Origin of the sequence: Vreelandella aquamarina (assembly GCF_900110265.1) — a bacterium.
GTDB lineage: Bacteria > Pseudomonadota > Gammaproteobacteria > Pseudomonadales > Halomonadaceae > Vreelandella > Vreelandella aquamarina.
On sequence record NZ_FODB01000019.1, the window covers coordinates 34,719 to 57,304 of the forward strand.

General features: G+C 56.6%; 26 protein-coding genes, 1 pseudogene and 1 riboswitch. Of the genes and pseudogenes, 17 read left to right on the forward strand and 10 right to left on the reverse strand.

The features are described from left to right. Positions 1-3: 3 nt before the first annotated feature. Genes csy3 through csy1 form a run of 3 tightly spaced genes read right to left on the reverse strand, consistent with a single transcriptional unit; the run spans position 4 to position 3,382 of the window. On the reverse strand, positions 4-1,032 hold the full coding sequence (gene csy3 / locus BMY49_RS07055; protein ID WP_089675282.1) for a type I-F CRISPR-associated protein Csy3: 1,029 nt from the start codon (positions 1,030-1,032) through the stop codon (positions 4-6). 15 nt (positions 1,033-1,047) lie between these two features. Then, positions 1,048-2,016: a type I-F CRISPR-associated protein Csy2 gene (csy2, locus tag BMY49_RS07060; protein WP_062361888.1), complete on the reverse strand. Its 969-nt coding sequence runs from the start codon at positions 2,014-2,016 to the stop codon at positions 1,048-1,050. Then, positions 2,009-3,382, reverse strand: coding sequence for a type I-F CRISPR-associated protein Csy1 (gene csy1 / locus BMY49_RS07065; RefSeq protein ID WP_062361891.1), 1,374 nt, complete (start codon positions 3,380-3,382; stop codon positions 2,009-2,011). Before csy1 ends, csy2 begins: the two co-directional genes overlap by 8 nt. 248 nt (positions 3,383-3,630) lie before the next feature. Between csy1 and BMY49_RS07070 the strand changes: the two genes are divergently transcribed. Together BMY49_RS07070 and BMY49_RS07075 are read left to right on the forward strand one after the other, a co-directional pair. Further along, positions 3,631-3,882: a toxin HicA gene (locus BMY49_RS07070; RefSeq protein WP_054640917.1), complete on the forward strand. Its 252-nt coding sequence runs from the start codon at positions 3,631-3,633 to the stop codon at positions 3,880-3,882. 16 nt (positions 3,883-3,898) lie between these two features. Beyond that, positions 3,899-4,228 carry a type II toxin-antitoxin system HicB family antitoxin gene (locus tag BMY49_RS07075; RefSeq protein WP_054640916.1) on the forward strand — a complete coding sequence of 110 codons (330 nt, stop codon included), beginning with the start codon at positions 3,899-3,901 and terminating at the stop codon, positions 4,226-4,228. On the opposite strand, the gene cas3f is transcribed toward BMY49_RS07075, so the two are convergent. From cas3f to cas1f, 3 genes are read right to left on the reverse strand one after another with little or no spacing between them, the layout of a single operon-like run. Then, positions 4,229-6,283 (reverse strand): type I-F CRISPR-associated helicase Cas3f, encoded by a 2,055-nt coding sequence (gene cas3f, locus BMY49_RS17770; RefSeq protein WP_244154931.1) that lies wholly within the window; start codon positions 6,281-6,283, stop codon positions 4,229-4,231. It abuts the gene before it with no gap. Then, the gene (locus BMY49_RS17775) at positions 6,187-7,569 is read right to left on the reverse strand and encodes an HD domain-containing protein (RefSeq protein ID WP_244154932.1); all 1,383 of its coding nucleotides are present in this window, start codon (positions 7,567-7,569) and stop codon (positions 6,187-6,189) included. The genes cas3f and BMY49_RS17775 overlap by 97 nt, the downstream gene beginning before the upstream one ends. Further along, entirely contained in the window at positions 7,566-8,540 is a 975-nt protein-coding gene (cas1f, locus tag BMY49_RS07085) for a type I-F CRISPR-associated endonuclease Cas1f (RefSeq protein ID WP_089675283.1), read from the reverse strand. Before cas1f ends, BMY49_RS17775 begins: the two co-directional genes overlap by 4 nt. A gap of 152 nt (positions 8,541-8,692) precedes the next feature. On the opposite strand from cas1f, the gene BMY49_RS07090 reads away from it, so the two are divergent. From BMY49_RS07090 to BMY49_RS07105, 5 genes are all read left to right on the forward strand, one after another. Then, positions 8,693-9,361 carry a hypothetical protein gene (locus BMY49_RS07090; protein ID WP_089675284.1) on the forward strand — a complete coding sequence of 223 codons (669 nt, stop codon included), beginning with the start codon at positions 8,693-8,695 and terminating at the stop codon, positions 9,359-9,361. Positions 9,362-9,562: 201 nt separating this feature from the next. Continuing rightward, positions 9,563-9,712, forward strand: a complete 150-nt coding sequence (locus BMY49_RS17400; protein ID WP_162835825.1) for a hypothetical protein — start codon at positions 9,563-9,565, stop codon at positions 9,710-9,712. Continuing rightward, positions 9,709-10,443 carry a metal ABC transporter ATP-binding protein gene (locus BMY49_RS07095; protein WP_054640913.1) on the forward strand — a complete coding sequence of 245 codons (735 nt, stop codon included), beginning with the start codon at positions 9,709-9,711 and terminating at the stop codon, positions 10,441-10,443. Before BMY49_RS17400 ends, BMY49_RS07095 begins: the two co-directional genes overlap by 4 nt. Then, on the forward strand, positions 10,427-11,317 hold the full coding sequence (locus BMY49_RS07100) for a metal ABC transporter permease (RefSeq protein WP_062361902.1): 891 nt from the start codon (positions 10,427-10,429) through the stop codon (positions 11,315-11,317). Before BMY49_RS07095 ends, BMY49_RS07100 begins: the two co-directional genes overlap by 17 nt. A 44-nt stretch (positions 11,318-11,361) precedes the next feature. Next, entirely contained in the window at positions 11,362-12,441 is a 1,080-nt protein-coding gene (locus BMY49_RS07105) for a metal ABC transporter solute-binding protein, Zn/Mn family (RefSeq protein ID WP_089675285.1), read from the forward strand. A gap of 23 nt (positions 12,442-12,464) precedes the next feature. Here BMY49_RS07105 and BMY49_RS07110 read toward each other — a convergent pair whose 3' ends face one another. Beyond that, positions 12,465-13,355, reverse strand: a complete 891-nt coding sequence (locus tag BMY49_RS07110) for a LysR family transcriptional regulator (protein WP_062361909.1) — start codon at positions 13,353-13,355, stop codon at positions 12,465-12,467. A 146-nt stretch (positions 13,356-13,501) separates the two neighbouring features. Between BMY49_RS07110 and ampC the strand changes: the two genes are divergently transcribed. Both ampC and BMY49_RS07120 read left to right on the forward strand, forming a co-directional pair. Further along, a complete protein-coding gene (gene ampC, locus BMY49_RS07115) occupies positions 13,502-14,686 on the forward strand; it encodes a class C beta-lactamase (RefSeq protein WP_062361911.1) in 1,185 nt (394 codons plus the stop codon). A 138-nt stretch (positions 14,687-14,824) separates the two neighbouring features. After that, on the forward strand, positions 14,825-15,514 hold the full coding sequence (locus BMY49_RS07120; protein ID WP_062361915.1) for a cupin domain-containing protein: 690 nt from the start codon (positions 14,825-14,827) through the stop codon (positions 15,512-15,514). Here BMY49_RS07120 and BMY49_RS07125 read toward each other — a convergent pair. Both BMY49_RS07125 and gloA read right to left on the reverse strand, forming a co-directional pair. After that, a complete protein-coding gene (locus BMY49_RS07125; RefSeq protein ID WP_089675286.1) occupies positions 15,511-15,876 on the reverse strand; it encodes a DUF6164 family protein in 366 nt (121 codons plus the stop codon). The genes BMY49_RS07120 and BMY49_RS07125 overlap by 4 nt on opposite strands. A gap of 1 nt (position 15,877) precedes the next feature. Beyond that, entirely contained in the window at positions 15,878-16,411 is a 534-nt protein-coding gene (gene gloA / locus BMY49_RS07130) for a lactoylglutathione lyase (RefSeq protein ID WP_089675287.1), read from the reverse strand. A gap of 215 nt (positions 16,412-16,626) precedes the next feature. Between gloA and BMY49_RS07135 the strand changes: the two genes are divergently transcribed. From BMY49_RS07135 to BMY49_RS07165, 7 genes are all read left to right on the forward strand, one after another. Then, positions 16,627-17,001, forward strand: coding sequence for a DUF2237 family protein (locus BMY49_RS07135; RefSeq protein ID WP_089675288.1), 375 nt, complete (start codon positions 16,627-16,629; stop codon positions 16,999-17,001). A gap of 128 nt (positions 17,002-17,129) precedes the next feature. After that, a complete protein-coding gene (locus BMY49_RS07140; RefSeq protein WP_089675289.1) occupies positions 17,130-17,474 on the forward strand; it encodes a hypothetical protein in 345 nt (114 codons plus the stop codon). 49 nt (positions 17,475-17,523) lie between these two features. Next, positions 17,524-17,615: riboswitch (TPP riboswitch) on the forward strand. Positions 17,616-17,639: 24 nt separating this feature from the next. Then, on the forward strand, positions 17,640-18,446 hold the full coding sequence (thiM, locus tag BMY49_RS07145; RefSeq protein ID WP_089675290.1) for a hydroxyethylthiazole kinase: 807 nt from the start codon (positions 17,640-17,642) through the stop codon (positions 18,444-18,446). Further along, a complete protein-coding gene (gene thiE / locus BMY49_RS07150; RefSeq protein WP_089675291.1) occupies positions 18,436-19,050 on the forward strand; it encodes a thiamine phosphate synthase in 615 nt (204 codons plus the stop codon). Before thiM ends, thiE begins: the two co-directional genes overlap by 11 nt. After that, positions 19,047-19,967 (forward strand): LysR family transcriptional regulator, encoded by a 921-nt coding sequence (locus tag BMY49_RS07155; protein ID WP_089675292.1) that lies wholly within the window; start codon positions 19,047-19,049, stop codon positions 19,965-19,967. The genes thiE and BMY49_RS07155 overlap by 4 nt, the downstream gene beginning before the upstream one ends. Positions 19,968-20,058: 91 nt before the next feature. Next, the gene (locus BMY49_RS07160; protein ID WP_089675293.1) at positions 20,059-20,481 is read left to right on the forward strand and encodes a DoxX family protein; all 423 of its coding nucleotides are present in this window, start codon (positions 20,059-20,061) and stop codon (positions 20,479-20,481) included. A gap of 70 nt (positions 20,482-20,551) precedes the next feature. Continuing rightward, on the forward strand, positions 20,552-21,289 hold the full coding sequence (locus BMY49_RS07165) for a dioxygenase family protein (RefSeq protein WP_089675294.1): 738 nt from the start codon (positions 20,552-20,554) through the stop codon (positions 21,287-21,289). A gap of 21 nt (positions 21,290-21,310) precedes the next feature. On the opposite strand, the gene BMY49_RS07170 is transcribed toward BMY49_RS07165, so the two are convergent. Beyond that, the gene (locus tag BMY49_RS07170; RefSeq protein WP_089675295.1) at positions 21,311-22,186 is read right to left on the reverse strand and encodes a DMT family transporter; all 876 of its coding nucleotides are present in this window, start codon (positions 22,184-22,186) and stop codon (positions 21,311-21,313) included. A 154-nt stretch (positions 22,187-22,340) separates the two neighbouring features. On the opposite strand from BMY49_RS07170, the pseudogene BMY49_RS17555 reads away from it, so the two are divergent. Then, positions 22,341-22,586 (forward strand): annotated as a pseudogene (locus BMY49_RS17555) (hypothetical protein); the annotation flags it as partial.

The window sequence follows — 22,586 nt, forward strand, 5'->3', positions numbered from 1 at the left end:
GGCTTACCCCGCTTCGCCGAACACACCGCCTCGGATCAGCGTTGCCATCACAAAGTGCTGATTTTCCTTGGAGGGCACTTGGTCTTTAATCATCCAGTTATCTAGCAATGAGTAAAAGTCGGCCTTCTGCTTGGGCTGGCGATACGCTTTGCCCTGGGTCGTCACCGAGCCATAAGGCTCGACAGCAATAGGCCCAAGATCCTCATCGTTTTCATTGGGGTACCAAGTGTCGATGGTACGGATGGCGTTACCCAGTTTCTGAGAGTGAATACCGGCAATATCGCTGACGTGATACAGCGTTTTTCCTTTTTTCTTTTTTTGTTCGGGGTCAAGAATTAGCTCTTGAGAGGGGAACACCTCTTGTCCGCTACCCATGCGGACATAGGCCACCACTTCTAGCAGCAAGTGCTGCTCGCCCGCCAACGCAGCGGCGATGACACCCGCAAGTTCTTTAAGCTCGGCAGTATCCTCGAAGGCACGCAACGAAAGTGACAGTGCATCAAACGTCCACTCTTTGGTGGCTTTACCCTGGGCCAACTGGCGAACACTCACTTCTACTTGCTCTGCGCCCATGCGGTTACGCCACAGAAAGCGGCCATTGGCGAGGTTATTGGCGTAACGATGCGCCAGCTCGCCGAAGCCTTGAGCTTGCTTATACTCGGCAACGGCCTGTTCCAACTTGGCCTGGTACTCAGCGTTATTACAGGCTGACGGTGTTCCCGCACCGGATAATACGCGCAGGGTGAAACGTGCCACCAGGGTATCTGCATCATGGGGCAACGTGGCCACATCGACGGTTTGTAGGTTGGGGTTTTCAATCGCGGCATCTAGCTTGGCGGGGTCCTGGTCTTTGGCCTTCAAGCGATTGGAAATCGTGCCGCGCACCGATTTTTCGCGCACCCTAACCGGCTGCCATTGCTGTTCTTCTTGTCGCTTATCCCAATTGCTGGCGTACAGCAGCGCATCGGAAGGGTCGAGCTTGCGTTCGAAGGCGAGGACAGAAGCGGTTTTGAGGGTATCGTTTTTAGCCATGATAAAGCTCCTTGTTTACTGTGCTGAGGCGCGAAGGTGATAGTCGTTATTGAGACGGTAGAGGCCCGCTTCTTCGTCGTTATCAACGTACCAAAGCAGGTCTTCAGGTTGCTTCATGCGGTGCGGGCTAACCCATTCACCCATGGAATAGAGGCTTTCGACAAAGCGGAACGGGGTCTTGGTATCGCGGGCGTTGGCGACTTCACCTGGTTGGAAAAGATCTGAAATAGCGCCATAACCCACTGGAATGGGCACCAGCCAGCCACGATAGGGCCGCTGCGCCTGCCAAACGGGCTTCTCGTTGGGTTCGCCTTCATTTTCTAACGTGCACACATGGTTAAGACGAGAGAGGTCTAACCATGCATCCAGTAAACTGGCGTCTGGATGTTGCTGTTGCAGTGTTTGAAGGTGCTCGGTGAGGTAATCATCCCGCAGTGTGAGGGCAAAGCCCGGCAGCCAGCGCCGCTTTAAGCGCGCGAACTGCGTTTGACGCCGCTCTTCATCGTCATCAAGCATGACCCATTGCGGGCGTTGTTTGTGGCTTGGTACCGCACGGTTAGGGATGACACTGCCTCCGGCAATGCGCATGCCCGATACAATCTCACTGATTTGATGGGCGATAACCTCATGCTCGCTTTCTGCAGCGCCGGTATCAATCGAGAAAATCAGCGTGATATCCAGATGGATACGCCCTTCTTCTACAATCGCTGCCGTACCGCCTGTCTTATCCACCGGATTACGCGTCAGGTGAAAGCCACGGATGTAACCACCCTCAGTGGCCTGGGCTTCAAAGTCATGGCAAATAACCCCAACGCGGCCTAACGAAACAGGAAGACTCGCCTCTGCTAACTTCCGCTCTAGAGCATGCATCAAACCTACAAATGCACTCATGGCAGGAAAGCCCCAAGTCATTGGGCTGGAAATCGCGTTGGCGTTTTGTACCCGTAGGCGTGGCAGAACTAGGAGGTTTTTTACTTCACTCATCGTCATCACCTCCTGGCAGGTTGGTTAAGTCTTCCGTTAGGCTTTCCATCCAGCGGCGATCACGATCCTGCAGGCGTTGAGGGGTCGCATCTTTTGCGAGCGCTTTCTTCCAGTGCCGGAACTCCACATCCCCCAAAGGCAGCTTTCCGCCTAACGCGGTATTGAGCCAGCTAGCAAAGCGGTGGCGAATATCGTCGGCCCACTCCACGCTGTTTCGCGCTTCACGAAAAGCGATATCCTCTTCGTCGCGACCAGGGTCTAGCCAATACATTTCTTCTACTGATAATTCGCACTTTTCATCGTCGCTCCAGCCCGCAGGCAGGCTATGCATCTGCATGGCAAACAGCGCCAACTCATCCATCAACATGGCGGTATAGTCATCGCGCAGGTCGCGGGTGTGCATGTCTGACGTAGGGTTGGTTTCAAGAAACTGTTTGAGGTCTTTAACCAGCGAACGCACGTCTGAACGACTACCAAAAACGCCAGGGTGAGAGAAAACCGATGCGACTTTCAGCGGTGGGCGAATATCGCGCACATTCCAACTAGGTGGCATGGAAGCTAACAAATAGTTATTGCCGCCCCGCTCGCTATTCAGCTGCGAGATGTTTTGTGGCTTGGTGCCACCCATTTTCTGTGCAGCCAAGTTGGGATAACTGCGCACCGAGTGCTCAGCGTATTTGCCTTCCCGCTTGGCTTTACGTGCCTCTTTGGCCTCTTCGCTAAAACGGTCATAGTTAATGGTTTGAAAGACACGGTGCGCCAGAGAAGTGGCGTAGAGCGGTGCTATCAGATGGAAGTTCTCAGCGTCATTTTCTACGTCTGCGGCATCATCTCCCACCAGCCAGTAGAGCTGTTTGCCTCGGGTATGCGAGGCATGCTCACCGCGCGGTTCGGTAATCGCTGCAAAGGCGCTGATCCACGCCTGAGCTTGCTCAGGATTATCGCTTAACGCTTTTGCCAGCTCAGTGTCATTTTCCAGCGCCCGCTCAAGCAGCGACTTTCCCTCAAATTGCAGCTTCAAGAACTTATAGACATCCAAGGCGGCAGCGTTCCCTACGACATCGCCCGCAAAATCAGCGGGCAGCGTGTGGCTGCCGACAAGAGAGTGGTTATTTAGCGACTCAGGTGGGGCGTAAAGATTGGAGCCTTTGGCATCGGGATGAATAGGCTTGAGGGAGTGGGTGACGACTTGTAGTTGGCCAACGCGTCTTGCTGCATCGTTGACCCAGGTATCGAATTGAAATTGCTCCACTAGCGCCTGGTATTTGGGATCGTCGGGCTGCAGCTTTTCCGCCTTGGTATCGAAGCGCTCTTTTAAAAATTGCTCAATCGCACTTCGAACACCCTTCTGCTGACTATTTTCCATAGATCATCCTTAAGGGACTCACTTAATTAAAATGAAGCTGCATTCACACTAAGCCAACCCTCATATTTTTGCAAACCAATTATTGCGCAGCATGCAGCATATAGCTCCCTGTGCTATTATTTTATCTCTGTTGGACATACAGCTCAGTAAAATTAATGCGCTGCAATTTTTAGCTGCCGCACAGGCAGTCCCAGCGTGACATCCTTTTAATTCAGTACTACTATTAGTACTACTATTTGAGAGCGCTTATGGCAAAGCTTGATAAGCTTTTGGATAAAGCACGTCGGCAGCCTAAAAGCATGGGCTTCGACGAGTTAGCGTATCTTTGCGATCACTACTTTGGCCCTCCTCGCCAGCAAAAAACCAGCCACAGGGTGTATAAAACACCTTGGCCCGGCGACCCTCGCGTTAATATCCAGCGGGGCAAAAATGGCGAAGCCAAGGCTTATCAGGTACGCCAAGCGCTCGCTGCCATTGATAAATTGTCGTCATCAGCATGACGATTGGAGTTGCACCATGGTGAACCATACCCATTACACCTACCGCATTCGCTGGTCTGAAGAAGACGACCAATTCGTTGGTTTATGCACCGAGTTGCCCAGCCTCTCTTGGCTTGCCGATACTCACCAAGAAGCGCTGGAAGGTATTCTTTCCCTCGTTGCCGATGTAGTGGTCGATATGGAAGCCGAAGGCGAAACACCCCCCACTCCACTTTCTGAACGCCACTACTCTGGTCGTTTTAATGTGCGCATTCCCCCGGAAAAACACCGTGAGCTTGCGATTAAAGCTGCAGAGGAAAATATCAGCCTCAACCGCTTAGTCAGTGACCGGCTCGCGAACGCTTAGCTAGCGGCTGCGCCAAAACCCCAACACCGGGTGATACCCCCACCGCTGGTTTCTAGCCGAGGCAGTCACCGTGCCGAAGGTACGGGCGGCGCGTTCAAGGGAGATATCCAGGCCTTCCGCTAAGTCAGCCAGCGCCGTTAAGTAATCGGTTGCGCCCCAGGGCTGTATCCGCTCGCCCTGCTCTTTTGCTAGCTCTACCCGCACCAGCAGACTTTCTTCCACTGGAACGTAGAGTTTTTCGCCTCGCTTTGCGCCATCGTCTACGCGGTGTAGCGTCCAGGTTTCACCGCCCTCATCAGGCAACAACGCTAGCGTTATTTCAGGTTCGAGCTGCTGGCGAAATGGATCACGCTGAATCAATACACCGGTTAAATGTAGCTGCGGCATCACATGCCAACTGTAGGCTCCTAAGGGCGGAGGCTTGGGCGTTTTGCCAATTCGTAGCTCTTTTTTGGTTAACGGCTCGGCAGGCTGCTCGATCATCAGTTGGTGCAGCCGCTCATGTTCCAAATCGACAAGGCTATCTTTGGCGTGCAGTGTTTCCCGCGCCAGCACACGGGGGCGGGCGTCAATCACCTTGTACTCATCTTCCGTTAACAGCTCACTAAGCGAGTGGCTACTTAGCCGCCATTGAAGATCTGTTTCAAAACCAGGTTTGTGAAAAGCAGGCTTTCCAGGCTGCTCCCAATGCTTGAGATTGGTATCGAGCAGCAAAATATTGGGCGACTCACACACCTGCTCGCGATGTCGGCGTACGCGGCCCGCCAACTGAATAATCGAGCGCATGGACGATGGCTCTACAATGGCCCAATCATAGTCGTGGTCGCGGCCCACCTCCGTTACCGGCGAGCCAAGCACGATAAACAAGTGGTCGCTCTCTTCACTGCTATCCAATAGGCGGCGGATATCCGGCTGCTGAAAAACGCGATCAGGCTCCGCCCGTTGCAGTGTTCGATCTAACTGGCGCTCAATGCCAGAGCGCATCACCAACGGGTGGCGGGAGTGGTAAACGCAGAGGTGGATGCGCACACCTTCCGGCGCGCCCTGCTGAAACAGCACCCTGGCGACATCCACTAAGGGATCAATATTAGCCATGCGAACCAAACCAAAGCTGACCCGCTTGCCCGAATGTGGATCAACGGAATGATGCTGCTGGTGAAGCGCTAGCGCATTCTCACGCAGCAGGGTTGCGGTGGCGGGTCTTATCTCTTCAGGGCGTTTGCCCAACGGCGGCAACGCTAATATATCCGCGCGGCGGCGTACCGGGCTTTTGGCGAGGCGTTCTAACCGACGTTTGGCAAAGTCTTGATGCGCGGCCTTGAAGGTCTCGCTACTGGCACAGCTTTCATGCTGGCGGTCGTGCTCGTCGAACCAGGCGCAGCAAATGTCCACCGCCAAGCCCGGTTCGCCCCGGTGGCGCTGAAAGGCTTCACGCCCACTGCGATAGGCTTCATACAAACCCTCCACCAGCGCAGGCGGCAAGGTGGCAGATGACAGCAGCACCCTTGAACCTAGTAGCCCCGCCCAATTGACTAATCGAGTAAGCGCAGGCAGGTCGTTGATATCGAAATCGTCGATTTCATCGAGCACTAAATCGCTGCTCATCAGGCGCAGCATGGGCACGATCTGACGCCCGCCGCGCGTGCTCTCCGTGGCGGGCATTAGATGATCAACGGTACATACCAAAATGGGAGCGGCAATCAGCGCGCGAGTGCCCGGCTCATCGCTTAAACGGCGCAGTACCGGGTGACTATCAAAATTGCCGTCAAACACCACGTGAGCATCTTCTTCAATCAGCACCTGTTTGGAGGCTGAACCACTGGCTTCGGCTTCTTGCTCGTAGTGCTCAAACAGGGCTTTATTAGCGCTGCCACCCACGCGCACGGTGAGCTCGTCTTCACCTAAATGCAAACGATCACGTAAAGCTTGGCCGGTTTGAAGGGTTAGGGTGCGCAGCCCTAGCGCAATGCTAAAACGCGCGCCCTGCTGAGGGTTGGCCAGAGCGTACATAATGCGCCCATTGGCGAGGGTTTTACCGCAACCGGTAGACGCCATGTTAATGCCAAAAAGCCTTGGCGCTGACTGCGCTCCCTAAGCGATTGGGCCAGGTCGAAAGCTTTATCCTGCCAGCGAAACCGTGGGTGGCTACTGCGCTTACGAAAGCCTTTATGGCGGGCTAAACGGGGTAAGTGGCTATCTACGCTGGGTAGCGCACGGGCGACCGCAGCGGCGTGTTTCTCAACTCCTAAAATATGTTCGTCTAACGGCTGATTAGGCTTGCCGGTTTTGCGCACGGTATTGGCAATTAATGGGTAGTTGGGTTCGCCGCGTACACGGTGCAGAGGGTCTTCAAGGCTTGAGTAGTGGTGGTCGGCCAGCATGAGGCTAAGCCGCGCTAAATGCATGACGTAGTGGCTTTCCAGCCAGTGGCCATCCTGTTGCAGCCGCGCCTGTAACCGCGTGGCAAGCTTCGTTGCGCGCTCACGCCAGCGTTGCGTGCTAACGGGTAATCCGCCCTTGAATTGCCAGTAGGGCGCGATGCGCGCTGGGTCTTGCGTCTCGGGAATCTCATTCCACTCAGCACTGATGGACTCAAACAACTGGGGCAGCTGTTCAGCTTGCAGGTTGGTCTTTCCACCCCAGCGCTGGGGCGTATCAGCATCCGTTGGCGGCGGCTTCAGCGGCAGGCGGTGGTGACTAAGCACCAACCAACCAAGAGCGGCAGCCAGCGGTGGCAAACGACTAAACACCGCTGAAGTAGCGCCGTCTAGCCCATCACGCTCTAACCCCACCAGCCAGTCCTGCTCTTGATAGTCACCTTCGGCCAGGCGCGCCAGCCAGGTGGCGTCATCGTCACTCCCCACAAAGGCTTGAAACAGACGCAGCGATATCCACTCATGACGGTATAAGTTGCGCCCATCTACTTTGCCTTTGAGCCGCTGCTGAAAAGCATCACAGGCTTTCCCAAGATCGTGCAGTAACGCGGCCAAGGCAGTGAGCAAGAGAATATCTTCACCGCTGTGCCAGTCATTTTCATCGCGGCGGCGCAGGATATCTCGGGCGGTGGTATTGGTCGGTACGGCTCCATTGAGATTGAACTGGGCAGCATCCCCCACTACCCACATCAGCTCGCTGTGGTCGTGGCCACGAATCCAGTGGCAGGCAACGGCGGTATTCTTACGGGCGGTTTTACGCAACAGCTTACGCAGCGTATCCAGCCCGGCTTGGGTAATCGGCGTTTGCCAAGTGCGGTCGCCCCGGCGTTCGGCAAACTGGTCGAGGATGCGGCGCGTTTCTTTTAGGGCATTTTTATTGCACTGGGAAATCAGCAGCACGTTCATGAATCAGTGCTCCCAAGCGCTTGGGCGACGTCCTTGAGCGTATCAATCATGAAGTCGAGGGATTCGGTACGGGTTAAGCGCTCAATGCACGCTTGGCGGAACTCTTGCTCTTCATCGCCGCGCATGGCGGAAATAAACGCCTGGGGCAGGATGACGGCGTCTTTTACCAAGTCCGCCACATCAAAAACCAAGCCGCCCCGGCGGGTTTTGCCGTGAAGTACCGCGAGGCCGTGAGGAATCCCCAACACCCAAGTGGCGGTGGCGGCCAAGCCGTAAGCCAAATAGTTGCCGTGATCCAGAAAGCGGTTGGCGGGGTCGGTGCCTGTGCCACGCTTGGCGCGGGTGAAATCGCCGTAATCAACTGTATTCACTGCGAGCTTAAACAGCGTTTTAGTTAATCGCGCTTCTAAGGCGAGCAGGTCGACGGTGCTGGGGGCTTTGCTGATCGCTTCGCGGTGATGGTTGAGCGCGCTGTGCAGGTGATCGGTGGTAATAGTAAAGCCTGCGTCTTTCATCACTCGGCTTGTCCACAGCGCTTCAATACGCGCAAGGCGCGCTTGCTGAAATGCGCGGGCGGCATCCAAGCGTTTGGCATCATCAAACCAAAAACGCACCCAATATTGCAGATACTCCGTGGGCCGGTACTCGCTTTGTGGTGTCAGCCAAGCGACATCCACATCGACTTCATTGGCAGCAAACAGCGGTGTGCCACCGCCTCCACAGAATCCGACTAACACACCCGCTTTGGCGAGTTCACGCATGGCGGCTTGGGTAATGGAGGTACCTGTCCCCAATAAAATCGAGGTGGTATTGGCAATGGGGATATTCCAGTAGCGGGATTTGCTGCCCTCATCGGTCACGTACTCCACTCGCCCACCATTCACCAATACTCGGCAGTGCTGGAGGTAATAAAGGTTTGCACGCTTGGAATGCAGGATGGTTTTAAGGTCAGAAGGCGAAAAGTCATCCATGGCAGCTCTCCCTATATTTTTTACCTATCTAATCATCCTTCGCTTTATAACGCCATTAATCTTCGCCATTCTTAGCCCGTCTGATTCATCCCGGCCCTGCGCTATCGTCGTGCTACGCTTAATGCTAATTCACGGCTTTTAGGTGTTCTGTTATGCGCTTACGTCAACTTTCACGGGGTACCTTGGCGGCGGGGGCGGCGCTGCTGCTGTCGCTGTCTGCTCAGGCACAAACCAGTGCCGATTGGGCAGCTTACGATGAGGTGTTTGAGCGTGGGGCGCAGCACGCGCAGTGGTGGGATGCGGGTTGGACGGGCATCTATGCTGCAAGCCTTGCGTTTGATGCTTACCAAGCCAGCGAAGCCAACGACCCGGACGACCGTTTTGATGCCCGCGTAGGAGTCGTAAAATCGGCGTTAGCCCTGGGCGGCATGTTGACGGATCGCCAGCCGCATCAGGCGGCGCTGGTAGAGTACGAGCGCCTTAAAGCGCAGGGCGAATTAAGCGGCGTTCAAGCTTTGGGGTTGCAACTGGCCCAGGCGGAGCGGGAGCGCCGTGGGTTTGAGGCGCGTGTTAGCTCGCTGGTGGTGAACACGGTGGCGGGGGCGGTAATTGCCGCTGACGGTCGCGAGCGGGATGGTGCCATCAACTTCGCTACAGGCATGCTGATTAATGAGCTGCAAATTTGGACGCAGCCTAATCAGGCTTCCAGCGCGATTAACCGCTTTCAGCCTGCCCGCGTGTCTCTTGGCCCCATCACGTTAGAAGGCGAATACGCGCTGATGGTATCGCCCCAGCAGATTGGCGCTACCTGGCGCTATTAGGTCGTTACCTTCTCTCTACACTATTTATCTATGTTTAGTGCCTGAATTGCCATTGTCGCTTTGTTAGGCACTTTTGGAGTGGGCGGAAGATTAGCGCGCTTACCGTTGTCAGCGCGCCGTGAGCGCGTAAAATATCCGCCACTTTTTTGGTTTCACCAAATGTTATGTTATAACTTATTTATTCGATAGCGAGGACGCTCGATGAGTGAGCACATGCATCGCCATAACAAGGAAGGCCCTTGTCATTTTTCGCTGATGTCGTTGTCTGCCACTAAGCGGTTGGGCTTTGTCGCGCTCCCGTTGCTGGCGCTTTGGGGGCTGGTGGTGTGGGCAGGCGGGTGGCCGTTATGAGTGAACGTTCCTCTTCGCGTTTGCAGCTGCACGACCTGCACTTGGCCCAGGGCCGTCGCACGGTGTTAGAACATGTGGATGGCGATATTAAGCCCGGCGCGATTACCGCATTAATCGGCGCGAACGGTGCCGGTAAAAGCACGCTGATTCAGGCCATTATGGGTGAGCTTCGGCCGATTAGCGGCAAGGTGGTATGCACGGTGGATAAAGCGCGCCGTGCCTGGCTGCCCCAGCAGCTGGCGTTAGACCTCACCTTCCCCATGAGTGTGGAAGAGCTGGTGATGACCGGCAGTTGGCCCAGCCACGGGGCGATGAAAGGTTACTGTGCGGCCCACTATCGCAAAGGCCGCGAGATTATGGCGCGCCTGGGTATTTCTCACTTGGCTCACCGCCCGCTGGGCGAGCTTTCCGGCGGCCAGCGCCAGCGGGCGCTGATTGGCCGCACGCTAATGCAGGAAGCGGAGCTGCTGCTGCTAGACGAGCCGTTTGCCAACGTAGATAGCGACACGGTCGATATTTTGATTCGCATCTTGCGCCAGATGGCCGATGAGGGTGTCACGATCATTATTGTGCTGCACGATATGGACCACCTGCGCCGCTTGGCGGATGAGGTGTTGATGCTGAATGGCGGCCATGGCCGTTGGGTCGCTCCCAGCGCGCTCAACCACCAGCATGCCCCGGCCCAAGTGGTGCCGTTTACCTTAGGAGGCCGTCATGCTGGCACTGCTTGATGCATGGTTCATTGCACCGTTTGATTACGGCTTTATGCGCCGTGCCGTGGTCGGCGGGCTTGCCCTTTCATTGGCCGCGCCGCCGCTGGGGGTGTTTTTGGTGCTGCGCGGCATGAGCCTGATTGGCGATGCCATGGCCCACGCGATTCTGCCCGGCGTGGCGCTGGGCTTTTTGCTGGCAGGCTTTTCGCTGCCGGTAATGAGCGTGGGCGGCGTGCTGTTTGGGGTGATGGTGGCGCTGCTAGCAGGGGCGGTGTCGAAAATGGGCGGCCAGCGGGAAGATGCCGCTATGGCGAGCTTTTTTATTATTTCGTTAGCCGCTGGGGTCATGCTGATTTCCATGGGAGGCAGCAGCGTGGATTTAACCCACGTGCTGTTCGGCTCCATTTTGGCGATTAACTCCACGGCGCTGCTGCTAATCGCCTCGATCAGTACGCTGATTGTGATCACTCTGGCGATTATCTTCCGCGCCCTGGTGGTGGAGTGTTTAGACCCGCTGTTTTTACGCGGCCAAAGTAGTCGTAGCGGTTGGGTACATAGCGTCTTTTTAGGGCTGCTGGTACTGAACTTAACGGCGGGCTTCCAAACCCTGGGCACGCTGATGGCCGTTGGCTTAATGATGCTGCCCGCTACGGCGGCACGGTTTTGGAGCAAGCGGTTAGAAGGCTTGATCGGGATTGCCGTGGTGTTAGCAATGCTGGCCAGCACTGGCGGGCTGCTGCTGTCGTTCCATTTAGACACGCCCTCAGGCCCGAGCATTATTTTGCTGGCAGGGGTGGCGTATTTACTCTCGGCGCTGTTTGGCCGTTACCACAGTTTGGCCGCTAAGTTGCGGCGCAAAACCACGCCCTTGGCGCTGGAGCAGTCGCACTAGCGGGTTGATGTTCATACGGTTATTTCTTAAATCAGGAGCATATTATGTCGCTTTTCTCTTCATCGCGTTGGCTGGTGGGCATTTCGGCCATGTTGGCACTGCCTGCCGCCATGGCCAACGAGCGGGTGCAGGTTGTCACCAGCTTTTCTATCTTGGCGGATATGGTGGAAAACGTCGGTGGAGAGCATGTGACGGTCAGCTCGCTGGTGGGCCCTGATGGCGATGCCCACGTTTTCTCCCCCAGCCCTGGCGATGCCCGTGCGCTAGCCGGGGCTGACTTAGTGGTCTTCAACGGCTTGCTGTTTGAGGGCTGGATGGAGCGCCTGATTGACTCAAGCGATTATAGCGGCCCGATGGTCACCGCCACCGACGGCCTTTCTCCGCGCGCTTTTGCAGCGCATAGCGATGATGAGCACAGTCACGATGCGCATGAGCATCATGACGAGCATGAGCATGAAGAGCACGGCCACGACGAGCATGCCGGAGACGACCATAGCGATCACGATCATGGCGATGACGACCCTCACGCTTGGCAGGACCTGCAGCAGGCCAAGGTTTACGTCACCAATATTCGTGATGGTTTGATCGAGGCGGATAGCGCCAATGCGCAGAGCTACCAAGCCAACGCCGAGCGCTACTTGGCTGAGTTAGATGCCACCGATGGGGAAATTCGCGAGCTGCTGAGTGAGATTCCCCCGTCTTCCAGTGTGATTACCGGGCACGACTCATTTGGCTACTTCTCTAGCGCCTATGGCGTTAATTTTCTCTCGCCGGTCGGGCTCTCTACCGAAGCCGACCCCAGCGGCGCCAGCATGGCGGCTTTGGTGGATGTGATTGAGCAGGAGAACGTGCAAGCGCTGTTTCACGAGAACATGACCAACCAAGCGATCATTACACAGCTGGCGGAAGAGACTGGCCTGCCTATTGCAGGCACCCTTTACGCGGATGCGCTGGCCAGTGAAGGCGATGCTAGTACGTACCTGGGCATGATGCGCCACAATGCGCAGGTGCTGCACGACGCTCTTGCAGAGCCGGGCCATGATGATCATGGTCATGACGACCACGACCACGACCACGACCACGACCACGACCACGACCACGACGATCATGGTCATAGCCACTAGGCCATTAACGTCAACAGTGCTGCTCAGCTATTTGCTTCTCGAAGATTGATTGCCGTGAGCAGCCACTGCCTAAAACACGCCATAGCGTGGGTTTCTGCCCGTGTTTGCAGGCGTGTTAGCCAGTAACCTCCCAAACTAACAGTGGTGTCGAAAGGCTGTACTAACGCACCACTGTTGAGTTGCCGAGAGAACATCAAGGGTGGCGCTAGCGCCACGCCTGCCCCTTGAAGAGCGGCTTCGACCATCGCGATGGAAGAGTCAAACACGATGCTTTTGGTCATCGGAAAGCTACGGGGCAGCCCTGCTGCTAACAACCACTCTGTCCACTCATCAGCGCGATAAGAGCGCAGCCAGGTCTCGCCTAATACATCGGCTGGTGTGTTTAACCGCGCGGCAATATCAGGAATACACAATACCGACAGTGATGCGGGCAGCAGCGGTTGCGCCGCAGTGCCATGCCAAGCCCCAGTGCCAAAGCGAATCGCAAAGTCGAGCCCTTCAGCGGCGAGATCTGCTCGGTTGTTATGAGTCGACAGCCGCAAATCCACAAACGGATAGGCGTTATGAAAGTCGGCTAGCCGTGGCAATAGCCAGCCAACGGCAAAGGTCCCCACGACACCGACGTTCAATACTTCCCGGTAGCTGCGCTCGCCTAACCGGTCTAGCGTATGCGACATCTGATCGAAGGAGCTCGTCAGTACGGGCAGCAGCAGTTCGCCCTCTTGGGTGAGCATCAATCCCCTAGGCAAGCGCTTAAATAGCGGCACCTTCAACAGGCCCTCAAGCAGCTTCACCTGATGGCTAACGGCTGCCTGAGTCACGTGCAGCTCTTCAGCTGCGCGAGTAAAACTCAAATGTCTCGCCGATGCCTCAAAGGCGCGCAGGGCCTTTAACGGCAAGTAGGAACGCACCACGCAGCCCCCAATTTTTCTAATAGCTCATGCAAAATATTGCCGTTTGTGGATACCGGCAGCGCCTCGTATTTTAGTCTTCTACCACAGGTTTAGCGACGAACGTCGCTCCCCCCACCTGACTTTACTCATAGCAACAGGGCTCTGGTATGCATCAGCGGTCAGCAGCACAAACTCGTTTTATTATAGCTACTTCACTACTGTTTAGCGGCCCAGCATGGGCGCTTAATGAGCCCCCTAGCGCCGATATTGAAGCGCTACTCAACGATACCATTGCCCCATTGATGGAACAGCATCGTATTCCAGGGATGGCCGTCGCCCTGAGTATTCATGGCCAGCAACATTACTTTAATTATGGTCTAGCCCATCAAGAAACAGCGACCCCGGTGACCGATGAGACGCTGTTTGAGTTAGGCTCCATTAGTAAAATCTTCACGGCGGCGCTGGCGGGCTATGCGCAGGCTAGCGGGAGCCTGTCGCTTTATGATGCTGCCAGCCACGATTTTCCAGCTCTTGAAGGGAGTGTGTTTGATGAGGTTACGCTGTTAGAACTGGGGACCTATACCGCTGGCGAGCTTCCGCTGCAGTTCCCTGAATCGGTACAAAGCGAAGCGCAGATGATCGATTACTATCGCCAATGGCAGCCTGACTCTACACCGGGCAGCCACCGGCTTTACTCTAATCCCAGCATCGGCTTAATGGGCTACTTGACCGCGCAACGCCTTGGCCAACCGTTTGAGGCGCTGATGGAGGAAGCACTGTTTACACCGCTTGGGCTTGAACACAGCTTTTTTCAGGTGCCAGACGCGCAGCAAGCGCACTACGCCTACGGTTACTCTAAAGAAGATGAGCCAATTAGGGTCAATCCTGGCGTGCTGGATGCCCAAGCTTACGGGCTGAAATCCAGTGCTGCGGACGTGCTGGCCTTTGTAGAAGCGAATATGAGTGGCGCTGGGCTTCAGGCAGGCGTTGATGATGCGCTCAGCCAAGCCCTAGCGGCCACACGCACAGGGTATTTTGAGGTTGGTGAGATGACCCAGGGCCTGGGCTGGGAAAGTTACGCCTATCCGGTGGCGATTGAAACGCTGCTAGCAGGTAACTCGCTTGAGATGATATTGGAGCCTAACCCCGCTAACCGCTTAACCCCGCCGCTTGCCCCAAGGCAGGCGGCGTACTACAACAAGACCGGCTCCACCAACGGTTTTGGCGGCTATGTAGCGTTTGTGCCCAGCGAGCAAATCGGGATCGTGCTGCTGGCCAACCGCAACTATCCCAATCAGGCGCGCATCGAAGCTGCCCACCACATCCTCACCGCGCTGACCAAAACGCCTTAAGCAAACGCGCCGCCCGAGGGCGGCGCGTTTACGCCTGCCAGCCTTGCGTGAAAAGCATGAAGATTGCATTTTTTCCCGTCGAAAAGGAGACTAGCTCATCTCCCCCGCTCACCCCTCTCACTGCAAAGAGCCAATACCATGCGCCTAAACGCCGACTTTAGCCACTTTGCCTGTGTCACGCCGGAGCAGTACCGCTGGGTTGCCTCGCCTAGCGCGGGCGTAGAACGAATGATGCTGGACCGCATCGGCGATGAGGTGGCTCGCGCCACAAGCCTGGTGCGCTACGCGCCTAATAGCCAGTTCAACCGCCACACCCACGACGGCGGAGAAGAAATTCTCGTGCTAGAGGGCGTGTTTGCGGATGAACATGGCCGCTACCCGGCGGGCAGCTACCTGCGCAACCCCATCGGTACCGGCCATACGCCGCAGATTGGCGAAGAGGGCGCGTTGATTCTGGTAAAACTCCACCAATTCGATGAAAACGATCTGCTTCAGCTCGCCATTCCTGCGCATCGCCTGCCTTGGCAGCCCGACCGCAGGCCCGGCATTACGTATAAAATGCTGCATACCTACCAAAATGAGCGGATCAGCCTGGAGCGCTGGGAAAGCGATATCGCCATTGACTGCCCTGCGCTAACGGGTGGATTAGAACTACTAGTGTTGGAAGGTTCGCTATGCGATGCGGGCAGCGAGTATCCGAAAGGTAGCTGGTGCCGCTACCCTCCGGGGGCTGCTCCTGAGCTTCGCGCGGGCTCGCAGGGGGTCATGATGTACGTAAAGCGCGGGCATCTTTCCGAGGCCCTCTCTTACGCTAACGCGCCAAGCTAGCGCACCAAACTCAAAAACGGCAGCAAGGTCAGCAGCGCAATCAACACCACCGCTACCATGACGAGCGTAACCTGAAACGGATGCGCTAATAAGCGCCGCCATAGCGTGGGCGCTTCATTGCGCGCCAGCGCTTCTTGATGAGCTTGGCGCGCTTTGGCTTGGCGCGCTGCCTGATACTCAGCCAACGCGGCCTCTGCGTCGTCACGCTGGGCAGGATTACGCAGCCAAATGGCATCAACCCCCAGGCGAAAAAATCCCGCCTGGGTTTCGTACACATCAAAGCCATGTTCATCCAGCAGTTGGCGAACTTCCATGGCCTCTTCGTCGGTCACGTGTCGCAACCGAAACAGCAAATGGGCCATCTTAGTCGCCCATCGCTGCCATGCGATCCGCCTGAATCACTTCGATCCAATAGCCATCGGCATCTTTCACGAAGATGACATCTTTCATCTTGCCTTGGTCGGCACGTTTAACGAAGGTGACGCCGTGCTCATCGAACCATGCCTGGGCAGCCTCTAAATCCGGCACGCTAAAGCAGATATGACCAAAGCCTTGCGGTTCCGCGTTGCCATCATGGTAGGCAAAGTCCTGCTCGTTTTCGGTGCCCCAGTTATGGGTCAGCTCTAACAGGCCCTTTTGGCTGAAGGTCCAGGCGGTGCGGGCTTGGGTCTCTTCCGGCACGCTATCACTGGGCTCTACGTTAGCCAGGAAGTAGAGCGAAAACTGCATCTCTTCGAAGTCCAGCCGACGCAGCACCTGCATGCCGAAAACCTTGGAGTAGAACTCTAGCGCGCGCTCAGGATCTTTGACCCGCAGCATGGTGTGGTTTAAACGAAAGCCCTGAGTTTGCGGGGCTGACGGGGAAACCCCTGGGTGTTGCTCACCTTGATACGACATACCACTCTCCTTATTGGGTGAAACCATCATGCTCGCCATGCTCATGCTTTGACGGACGTATTTCTTTGACGAACGTATTGCTTTGTACAAGGATTATGATGCTGACACTCATCAGCTCCCTTGCGCAGGCTCACTTGCGAGCTGATGGGTTTGATTTCACCCCCTGTTATGAGGGCGCGGAATGGAGAATTCCAGCCCCTCCCCAAGGAGCCTTTATGTCCCGTGATCGAAATGTGCTGGGTGAGCCGTTAACCCCTTGCTGCCATGCCCCTAAAACTGGCTTCTACCGCGATGGGTTCTGTCGCGTTGGTCCTGACGATGTGGGCATCCACTCCGTCTGCGCGATGGTCACCGAGGAGTTTTTAGCTTTCTCTAAAGCCCAGGGGAACGATCTAGTGACACCTCGTCCGGAGTATGGCTTTCCGGGCCTAACACCGGGCGATCGCTGGTGCTTATGCGCACATCGCTGGAATGAAGCCGCTCAGGTAGGGTTGGCACCGCCCGCGATTCTGTCAGGCACCAACGAGCGCACGTTAGAGATTATCCCGCTGATTAAACTACAGCAGCATGCGCTGGATGCCGTGCATTAACGGTTTAAGCCATTGATCATTGAAAAATCGCCACTGGTAAAGCTATGCATGCCCTCTACACTTTTATCTCAATAGTTTTACAAAATGGCTAGCGATGCCTTGCTGACGGCGTCCATTAGGAGTGTGTCATGACCGCAATCGATATGACCCTAGGTGACCGCCTTACGCTAAAGCAGTTAGCCCATGCGATTCAGAACGGCTTTTCACCGATTGTCGAAGTGGAGTCCATGGACGGCATCTATAAGGTTCGTTTCCATCATGCGAATGGTGTAGCGGATCTAAGTGACGCCCAAGGGCGGGTCAGTACGTTTCTAGGCACCGGGGAAATTCGTGATACTTTGGGCCAGCTTGGCCTGACTCACGGCGTACTGACCTTCGCTGACCAATGCGGCGATGAAATGATCGGCATCTCCGGCCGCGCGATTACGCCCGATGAAATGCTTACCTACGGCACGCGCATCGCTTTTCGTTAAGTCTCTCCACGCAGGGCTTTACAGCCCTGCTCAAGGCTAGGATAGTAATCCCCAACGACAGGGGCGCCGCGTGGCGGCTGAGAAGCACCCTTTGAACCTGAACCGGATAACGCCGGCGTAGGGAGTCGTGGTGCTTTTCACCACCTCCTTTGCCGGGAGGATATTATGCCCCACCCCCCACTTGGCGAGATGCTCGCCACGTTGCGAGATACTACCCCGCTCGTTCACTGCATAACCAATTATGTCGCGATGAACAGCACGGCCAACCTACTGTTAGCCACGGGCGTCTCACCCGCCATGCTGCATGCACCTGAAGAAGTGGCGGAATTCACCGCCATAGCGGGTGCGCTCTCGATCAATATTGGGACAATCTCTTCCCCTTGGGCAGCGTCGATGGCGCTTGCCGCACGCGCAGCAAACGCAACCGGCACGCCTTGGGTTTTAGATCCCGTCGCCGTTGGGGCGACCGCCTTTCGTCAGCAAGTGTGTACTGAGCTGCTGACCCACCAGCCGACGGTTATTCGTGCCAATGCATCGGAAGTGATGGCACTCGCCGGTCTTGCTAGCCAAGGGCGTGGTGTTGACGCGACGGCGACGACGGATGACGCGACAGCGGCCATCGCACTAGCACAGCAGCAGCGCTGCATCGTGGCCATGACCGGCGAAACCGATGTGATTACCGATGGCACCCGCCACTACCGCTTAACAGGCGGGCATCCGATGATGCCCCGAGTAACTACCCTGGGCTGTGGCTTGAGCGCTTTGGTTGCCGGATTTGTGGCTGCCAACCGTGATTACCCGCTTGCTGCTACGTTGGCGGCGCTGGCCTGTTTTAGTATTACAGGCAGCCGTGCAGGGCAACAGGCCAATGGGCCGGGCAGCTTTCAAGTGGCACTCCTAGATGCGCTGTATGCGCTGACACCGGATGACCTCTCTACCCTTAGCCCGTTGGAGGAAATCCATGCGGTGTGATCTTTCGCTCTATTTAGTCACCGATGCCGCCCTTTGCGCCGAAGCAGGCCTGGAAGCCACGGTGGAGGCTGCCGTGAAAGGGGGCGTGACCCTGGTGCAACTGCGCGATAAACACGCCAGCGACGAGGCGATGATCGCTCAGGCGCAGCGGCTTAAAGCGCTCCTGGCAGGCACCGGTGTGCCGTTAATCATCAACGACCGGCTCAACGTTGCCGTGGCTAGCCAGGCCGATGGCCTGCACGTTGGGCAGAGTGATACGGCCGTTCAGGAGGCGCGCCAAGCGCTGGGGTCACAGGCCATCATAGGGCTATCGATCAATACGCCGGAGCAGTTGCACAACGCCCCCGTGGCGCTGCTGGATTACGTGGGTTTGGGGCCGGTGTTTGCGACCGTCAGTAAGCAAGACCACGCTCAGCCGATTGGCTTTGATGGCTTAGCGACGCTGGCCAGCACCTGCCCCCTGCCAAGCGTGGCGATTGGCGGTTTAAAAGCGCAGCATGCCGCCCAGGTGAGGGCCACAGGGGCCAACGGCCTTGCGGTGATTTCCGCTATTTGTGGCCAGCCCGATCCGTATCAGGCGGCGCTGGCATTTCGCGCTCTATGATTCAGCTCGACCAGCTAGCGGCCTTTGTCAAAGTGGCAGAGCTTGGCAGCTACACCCGTGCTGCGGAGACATTAGATCTCTCGCGCACGCGGGTGTCGCGACAAGTGATGGCGCTGGAGGAAGCACTGGGCGCGCGCTTGATTCAGCGCACAACGAGGCGACTGCATCTCACGGAAGCAGGCGAGCGCTACTTGGCACGTGCCCAGGCCATACTACTCGCGTTGGATGAGGCCGCAGCCGATGTAGGCAGCGGCACCAGCACCGTCAGCGGGCGACTGCGCATTAATGGGCCTATGAGCTTCGGCACTCGCTACCTTGCGCCTCAAGTCGCTGCGTTTATGCAGGCCCACCCCGACCTAGAGGTGCGGTTAGACCTTAACGATCGCCGCGTAGACCTTTTAGAAGAGGGCTACGACTTGGCCATTCGGATTGGCAGCCTGCCCGACTCCAGCCTGATTGCCAAACGCCTCACCCGCTGCCAGCTACTGTTTTGCGCTTCACCCGAGTATCTCACCCAACACGGCACGCCAGAACATATCGACGACCTCGTCCAGCACCGCTGCCTGCGTTATCGCAGCGGACAAACGAGCGGCGACTGGCGGCTTGGCAACCAGCTGTTTAGTGTGGCAGGGCCGCTTGAGAGCAATAACGGCGATATGCTAACCCACGCTGCTGAAGCAGGGCTGGGCATTGCCCAACAGCCAAGCTTCCTGGTGACCGAGAGCATTGCCAGCGGGCGTTTAGTGCCTATTTTAACGCATCTTCCTCCCACGCTATTGGATATCCACGCGCTCTATCCTGCCAAGCGCTTCCTTCCGGCCAAGGTAGTGCGCTTTATTGAGCAACTAGCAGATGCGTGGGGCGACCCACCGGTGTGGGAGCGAGAACTGGAATTGTCGCGAAAAACGCAACAGTGAAGTGCGAAAGCGCTGGATTATCTTAGTTGTTCGCCGTCGTACAGTAGTGCCATCGCATCCAACGGGATGCCCACTACCACGAGAGAGCGCTATGACCACTTCATCTATCACCCCAACGCCAGCATCTGCACTTAACCTTCATGCCACTGCCCTACTGCGCATTAGCCTAGGAATCATGACGCTAGCCCACGGCTTGCTGAAAGTATTCGTTTTTACCCTTCCCGGCACGGTGGGCTATTTTGAGTCTTTGGGGCTACCAGGGTTTGTGGCCTACTTAACCATTGCTGCCGAAGTAGGCGGTGGCTTAGCGCTACTGTTCGGTGTTCAAACTCGCTGGGTCAGCCTTGCATTAGTGCCCGTGCTGTTAGGTGCCGCCTGGGTTCATTTGGGTAACGGCTGGATGTTCTCGAATGCTGGCGGCGGCTGGGAATTTCCGGTGTTTTGGGCGGTGGCCCTGCTGGCTCAGGCTGGCCTGGGGAGCGGTAGCTTCGTGATTAACCGCCGCTGGGCATAACGAGCATCGCGTTTCACTTCATCACCCGCTAAGGCGACAGCGTTAGCGGGTATTTACCGAGGGTTTTCTCATGCTACCTAGTCTATTTATCTCCCACGGTTCCCCCATGCTGGCGCTCACGCCGACACCCGCTCATCACTTTTTAAGGGAGCTAGGCAGCTCCCTGCGCCCAAAGGCGGTGGTGGTAGTTTCTGCTCACTGGGAAACGCAGCATTTGCAGGTCAGCAGTAGCATCCAGCCTGCCACCATTCACGATTTTGGCGGCTTTCCTGACGCTCTCTTTGCCCTTCAATACCCTGCCCCTGGTGATCCCGAGCTGGCAAAACGGCTAGCCACTCAGCTGGGTGCAACACCGGTTGAGCGCGGATTGGACCACGGTGCCTGGGTGCCGCTCTCCCTCATGTACCCTGATGCTGATATGCCGGTGGTCTCGCTGTCGCTACCCAGCCATTGGAGTAATACTGAACTGATAAGACTAGGCGAACAGCTGGCCACTCTGCGACAGGAAAACATTCTGGTGGTGGGGTCCGGCAGCTTGACCCACAACCTCTATGAGTTGCAGCCCCTGGATAGCCAGATGCCCGCCTGGGTGGATCGCTTTGCTGAATGGGTCCACGCGCGGCTGCTTGCAGGCGATCAGGACGCGCTGGCTCATTGGCAAGACGCTCCGGAAGCCAAGCGAAACCACCCCACCCCAGAGCACTTCCAACCGCTATTGGTGGCCTTAGGGGCAGGCAGCACCGCTTCAAGGGCGCACCACAGCGTGGAGCACGGCGTCCTCGCGATGGATGTTTATCAGTTTGCCTAGACGAAGGAGGGTTGCCCTGCGCTACGCCGTAGGGCGCCGTTTGAGGGTGGTGCGCCGGTCATGATAAGCAATGGCAAGCCCGCTGATCATAATCAGCACGCTGCCCACCCACACCCAGAGGTCGGGTAACTCGCCCCAGAACCACCAGCCTAGCAGTACCGCCCAAAGCATGGCGGTGTAATCAAAAGGTGCCGCAATGGCGGCAGGCGCATAACGAAAAGCCAGCGTGATAAACGCCGTGGCCCCCACACCCAATACGCCAGAGACAAAAAACCCCAACCAATGCCAGGGCTGTGGCGTTTGCCATACCCAGGGCAAACTGATGGCAGTAATAACGAGCGGCACCATGGTCATGTAGAACACCATGGCCCAAAGGTGCTCGTTGGCACCGTAGCGCCGGGCGGTCACCATCATCAGGGCATAGAAAACAGCCGCGGCCAATAAAATCATCGCCCCTAATTGAAACGCATCGCCGCCTGGGCGAACAACGATCAGTACGCCCGCAAATCCTACCAGTGATGCCACCAGTACCGGTGGGTCAATGCGCTCGCCCAGCAGCGGTACAGAAAGCAGCGTCACAAATAGCGGTGCCACAAACGCTATGGCGGTGGCCTCTGCCAGCGGCAGCAGGGTTAGCCCCCACACAAAGCACACCATGGTGGCGGTATAAATCAATCCACGCAGGAGATGAACACCCGGCCGTTTGGTGCGCAGCTTGCGTAGTCCGCCACTAAAGTAAGCCAACCAAGCAATCAGCGGCAGCGACACGAGCGTACGGAAAAAAATAATTTGTAGTGGCGAGTGCACCGCCCCTAACCACTTCGATACCGCATCACCCAGTGCCAGAAACAGCACGCCTAAACACATGCAAAGAATGCCTTTGAGGGATGGCGTCATGAACATACTCCTTGTGTTGCTATTGTTATGGTTATGCTCGGCGGTCATCAACGTAATCGAGTAGACATCATGGATTGACCTGCCCCTCCTCAACGTCGTGGATTACGTTGAGGTAGGGACCAAAATGCAGAGCCACTATTGAGGGAGGCAGGTCATGAAACAGTCTAACGCAACTCAGCAAGCTGTTGTCGAGCGGGCCGTTGCCCAGCGTGTCAGCGCCGCCGGCAACGTCCATGCCGCTTATATTGGCCTGGACGTGCACAAGGTCAGCATCTCGGTGGCCATCGCCGAGATCGGGCGCCAGGCGCCCGAGTTCCGCGGTGAGATTCCCAACGAACCCAAGGCCATCGACAAGCTGGTTCGCCAGCTGAGCGAGCGCTTCGCTGGGCAGCCCCTGCTG

Bases quoted from the DNA above. Each gene is read 5' to 3' on its own strand.
- csy1 (WP_062361891.1), bottom strand. From the start codon at position 3,382: ATGGAAAATAGTCAGCAGAAGGGTGTTCGAAGTGCGATTGAGCAATTT.
- BMY49_RS07140 (WP_089675289.1), top strand. From the start codon at position 17,130: ATGACCGCAATCGATATGACCCTAGGTGACCGCCTTACGCTAAAGCAG.
- BMY49_RS07105 (WP_089675285.1), top strand. From the start codon at position 11,362: ATGTCGCTTTTCTCTTCATCGCGTTGGCTGGTGGGCATTTCGGCCATG.
- csy2 (WP_062361888.1), bottom strand. From the start codon at position 2,016: ATGAGTGAAGTAAAAAACCTCCTAGTTCTGCCACGCCTACGGGTACAA.
- BMY49_RS07125 (WP_089675286.1), bottom strand. From the start codon at position 15,876: ATGGCCCATTTGCTGTTTCGGTTGCGACACGTGACCGACGAAGAGGCC.
- cas1f (WP_089675283.1), bottom strand. From the start codon at position 8,540: ATGGATGACTTTTCGCCTTCTGACCTTAAAACCATCCTGCATTCCAAG.
- BMY49_RS07075 (WP_054640916.1), top strand. From the start codon at position 3,899: ATGGTGAACCATACCCATTACACCTACCGCATTCGCTGGTCTGAAGAA.
- BMY49_RS07100 (WP_062361902.1), top strand. From the start codon at position 10,427: ATGCTGGCACTGCTTGATGCATGGTTCATTGCACCGTTTGATTACGGC.
- BMY49_RS07155 (WP_089675292.1), top strand. From the start codon at position 19,047: ATGATTCAGCTCGACCAGCTAGCGGCCTTTGTCAAAGTGGCAGAGCTT.
- thiM (WP_089675290.1), top strand. From the start codon at position 17,640: ATGCCCCACCCCCCACTTGGCGAGATGCTCGCCACGTTGCGAGATACT.
- BMY49_RS07160 (WP_089675293.1), top strand. From the start codon at position 20,059: ATGACCACTTCATCTATCACCCCAACGCCAGCATCTGCACTTAACCTT.
- BMY49_RS07165 (WP_089675294.1), top strand. From the start codon at position 20,552: ATGCTACCTAGTCTATTTATCTCCCACGGTTCCCCCATGCTGGCGCTC.
- BMY49_RS07135 (WP_089675288.1), top strand. From the start codon at position 16,627: ATGTCCCGTGATCGAAATGTGCTGGGTGAGCCGTTAACCCCTTGCTGC.
- BMY49_RS07090 (WP_089675284.1), top strand. From the start codon at position 8,693: ATGCGCTTACGTCAACTTTCACGGGGTACCTTGGCGGCGGGGGCGGCG.
- csy3 (WP_089675282.1), bottom strand. From the start codon at position 1,032: ATGGCTAAAAACGATACCCTCAAAACCGCTTCTGTCCTCGCCTTCGAA.
- BMY49_RS07170 (WP_089675295.1), bottom strand. From the start codon at position 22,186: ATGACGCCATCCCTCAAAGGCATTCTTTGCATGTGTTTAGGCGTGCTG.
- BMY49_RS17400 (WP_162835825.1), top strand. From the start codon at position 9,563: ATGAGTGAGCACATGCATCGCCATAACAAGGAAGGCCCTTGTCATTTT.
- gloA (WP_089675287.1), bottom strand. From the start codon at position 16,411: ATGTCGTATCAAGGTGAGCAACACCCAGGGGTTTCCCCGTCAGCCCCG.
- cas3f (WP_244154931.1), bottom strand. From the start codon at position 6,283: ATGGCGTCTACCGGTTGCGGTAAAACCCTCGCCAATGGGCGCATTATG.
- BMY49_RS17775 (WP_244154932.1), bottom strand. From the start codon at position 7,569: ATGAACGTGCTGCTGATTTCCCAGTGCAATAAAAATGCCCTAAAAGAA.
- BMY49_RS07070 (WP_054640917.1), top strand. From the start codon at position 3,631: ATGGCAAAGCTTGATAAGCTTTTGGATAAAGCACGTCGGCAGCCTAAA.
- ampC (WP_062361911.1), top strand. From the start codon at position 13,502: ATGCATCAGCGGTCAGCAGCACAAACTCGTTTTATTATAGCTACTTCA.
- BMY49_RS07095 (WP_054640913.1), top strand. From the start codon at position 9,709: ATGAGTGAACGTTCCTCTTCGCGTTTGCAGCTGCACGACCTGCACTTG.
- thiE (WP_089675291.1), top strand. From the start codon at position 18,436: ATGCGGTGTGATCTTTCGCTCTATTTAGTCACCGATGCCGCCCTTTGC.
- BMY49_RS07120 (WP_062361915.1), top strand. From the start codon at position 14,825: ATGCGCCTAAACGCCGACTTTAGCCACTTTGCCTGTGTCACGCCGGAG.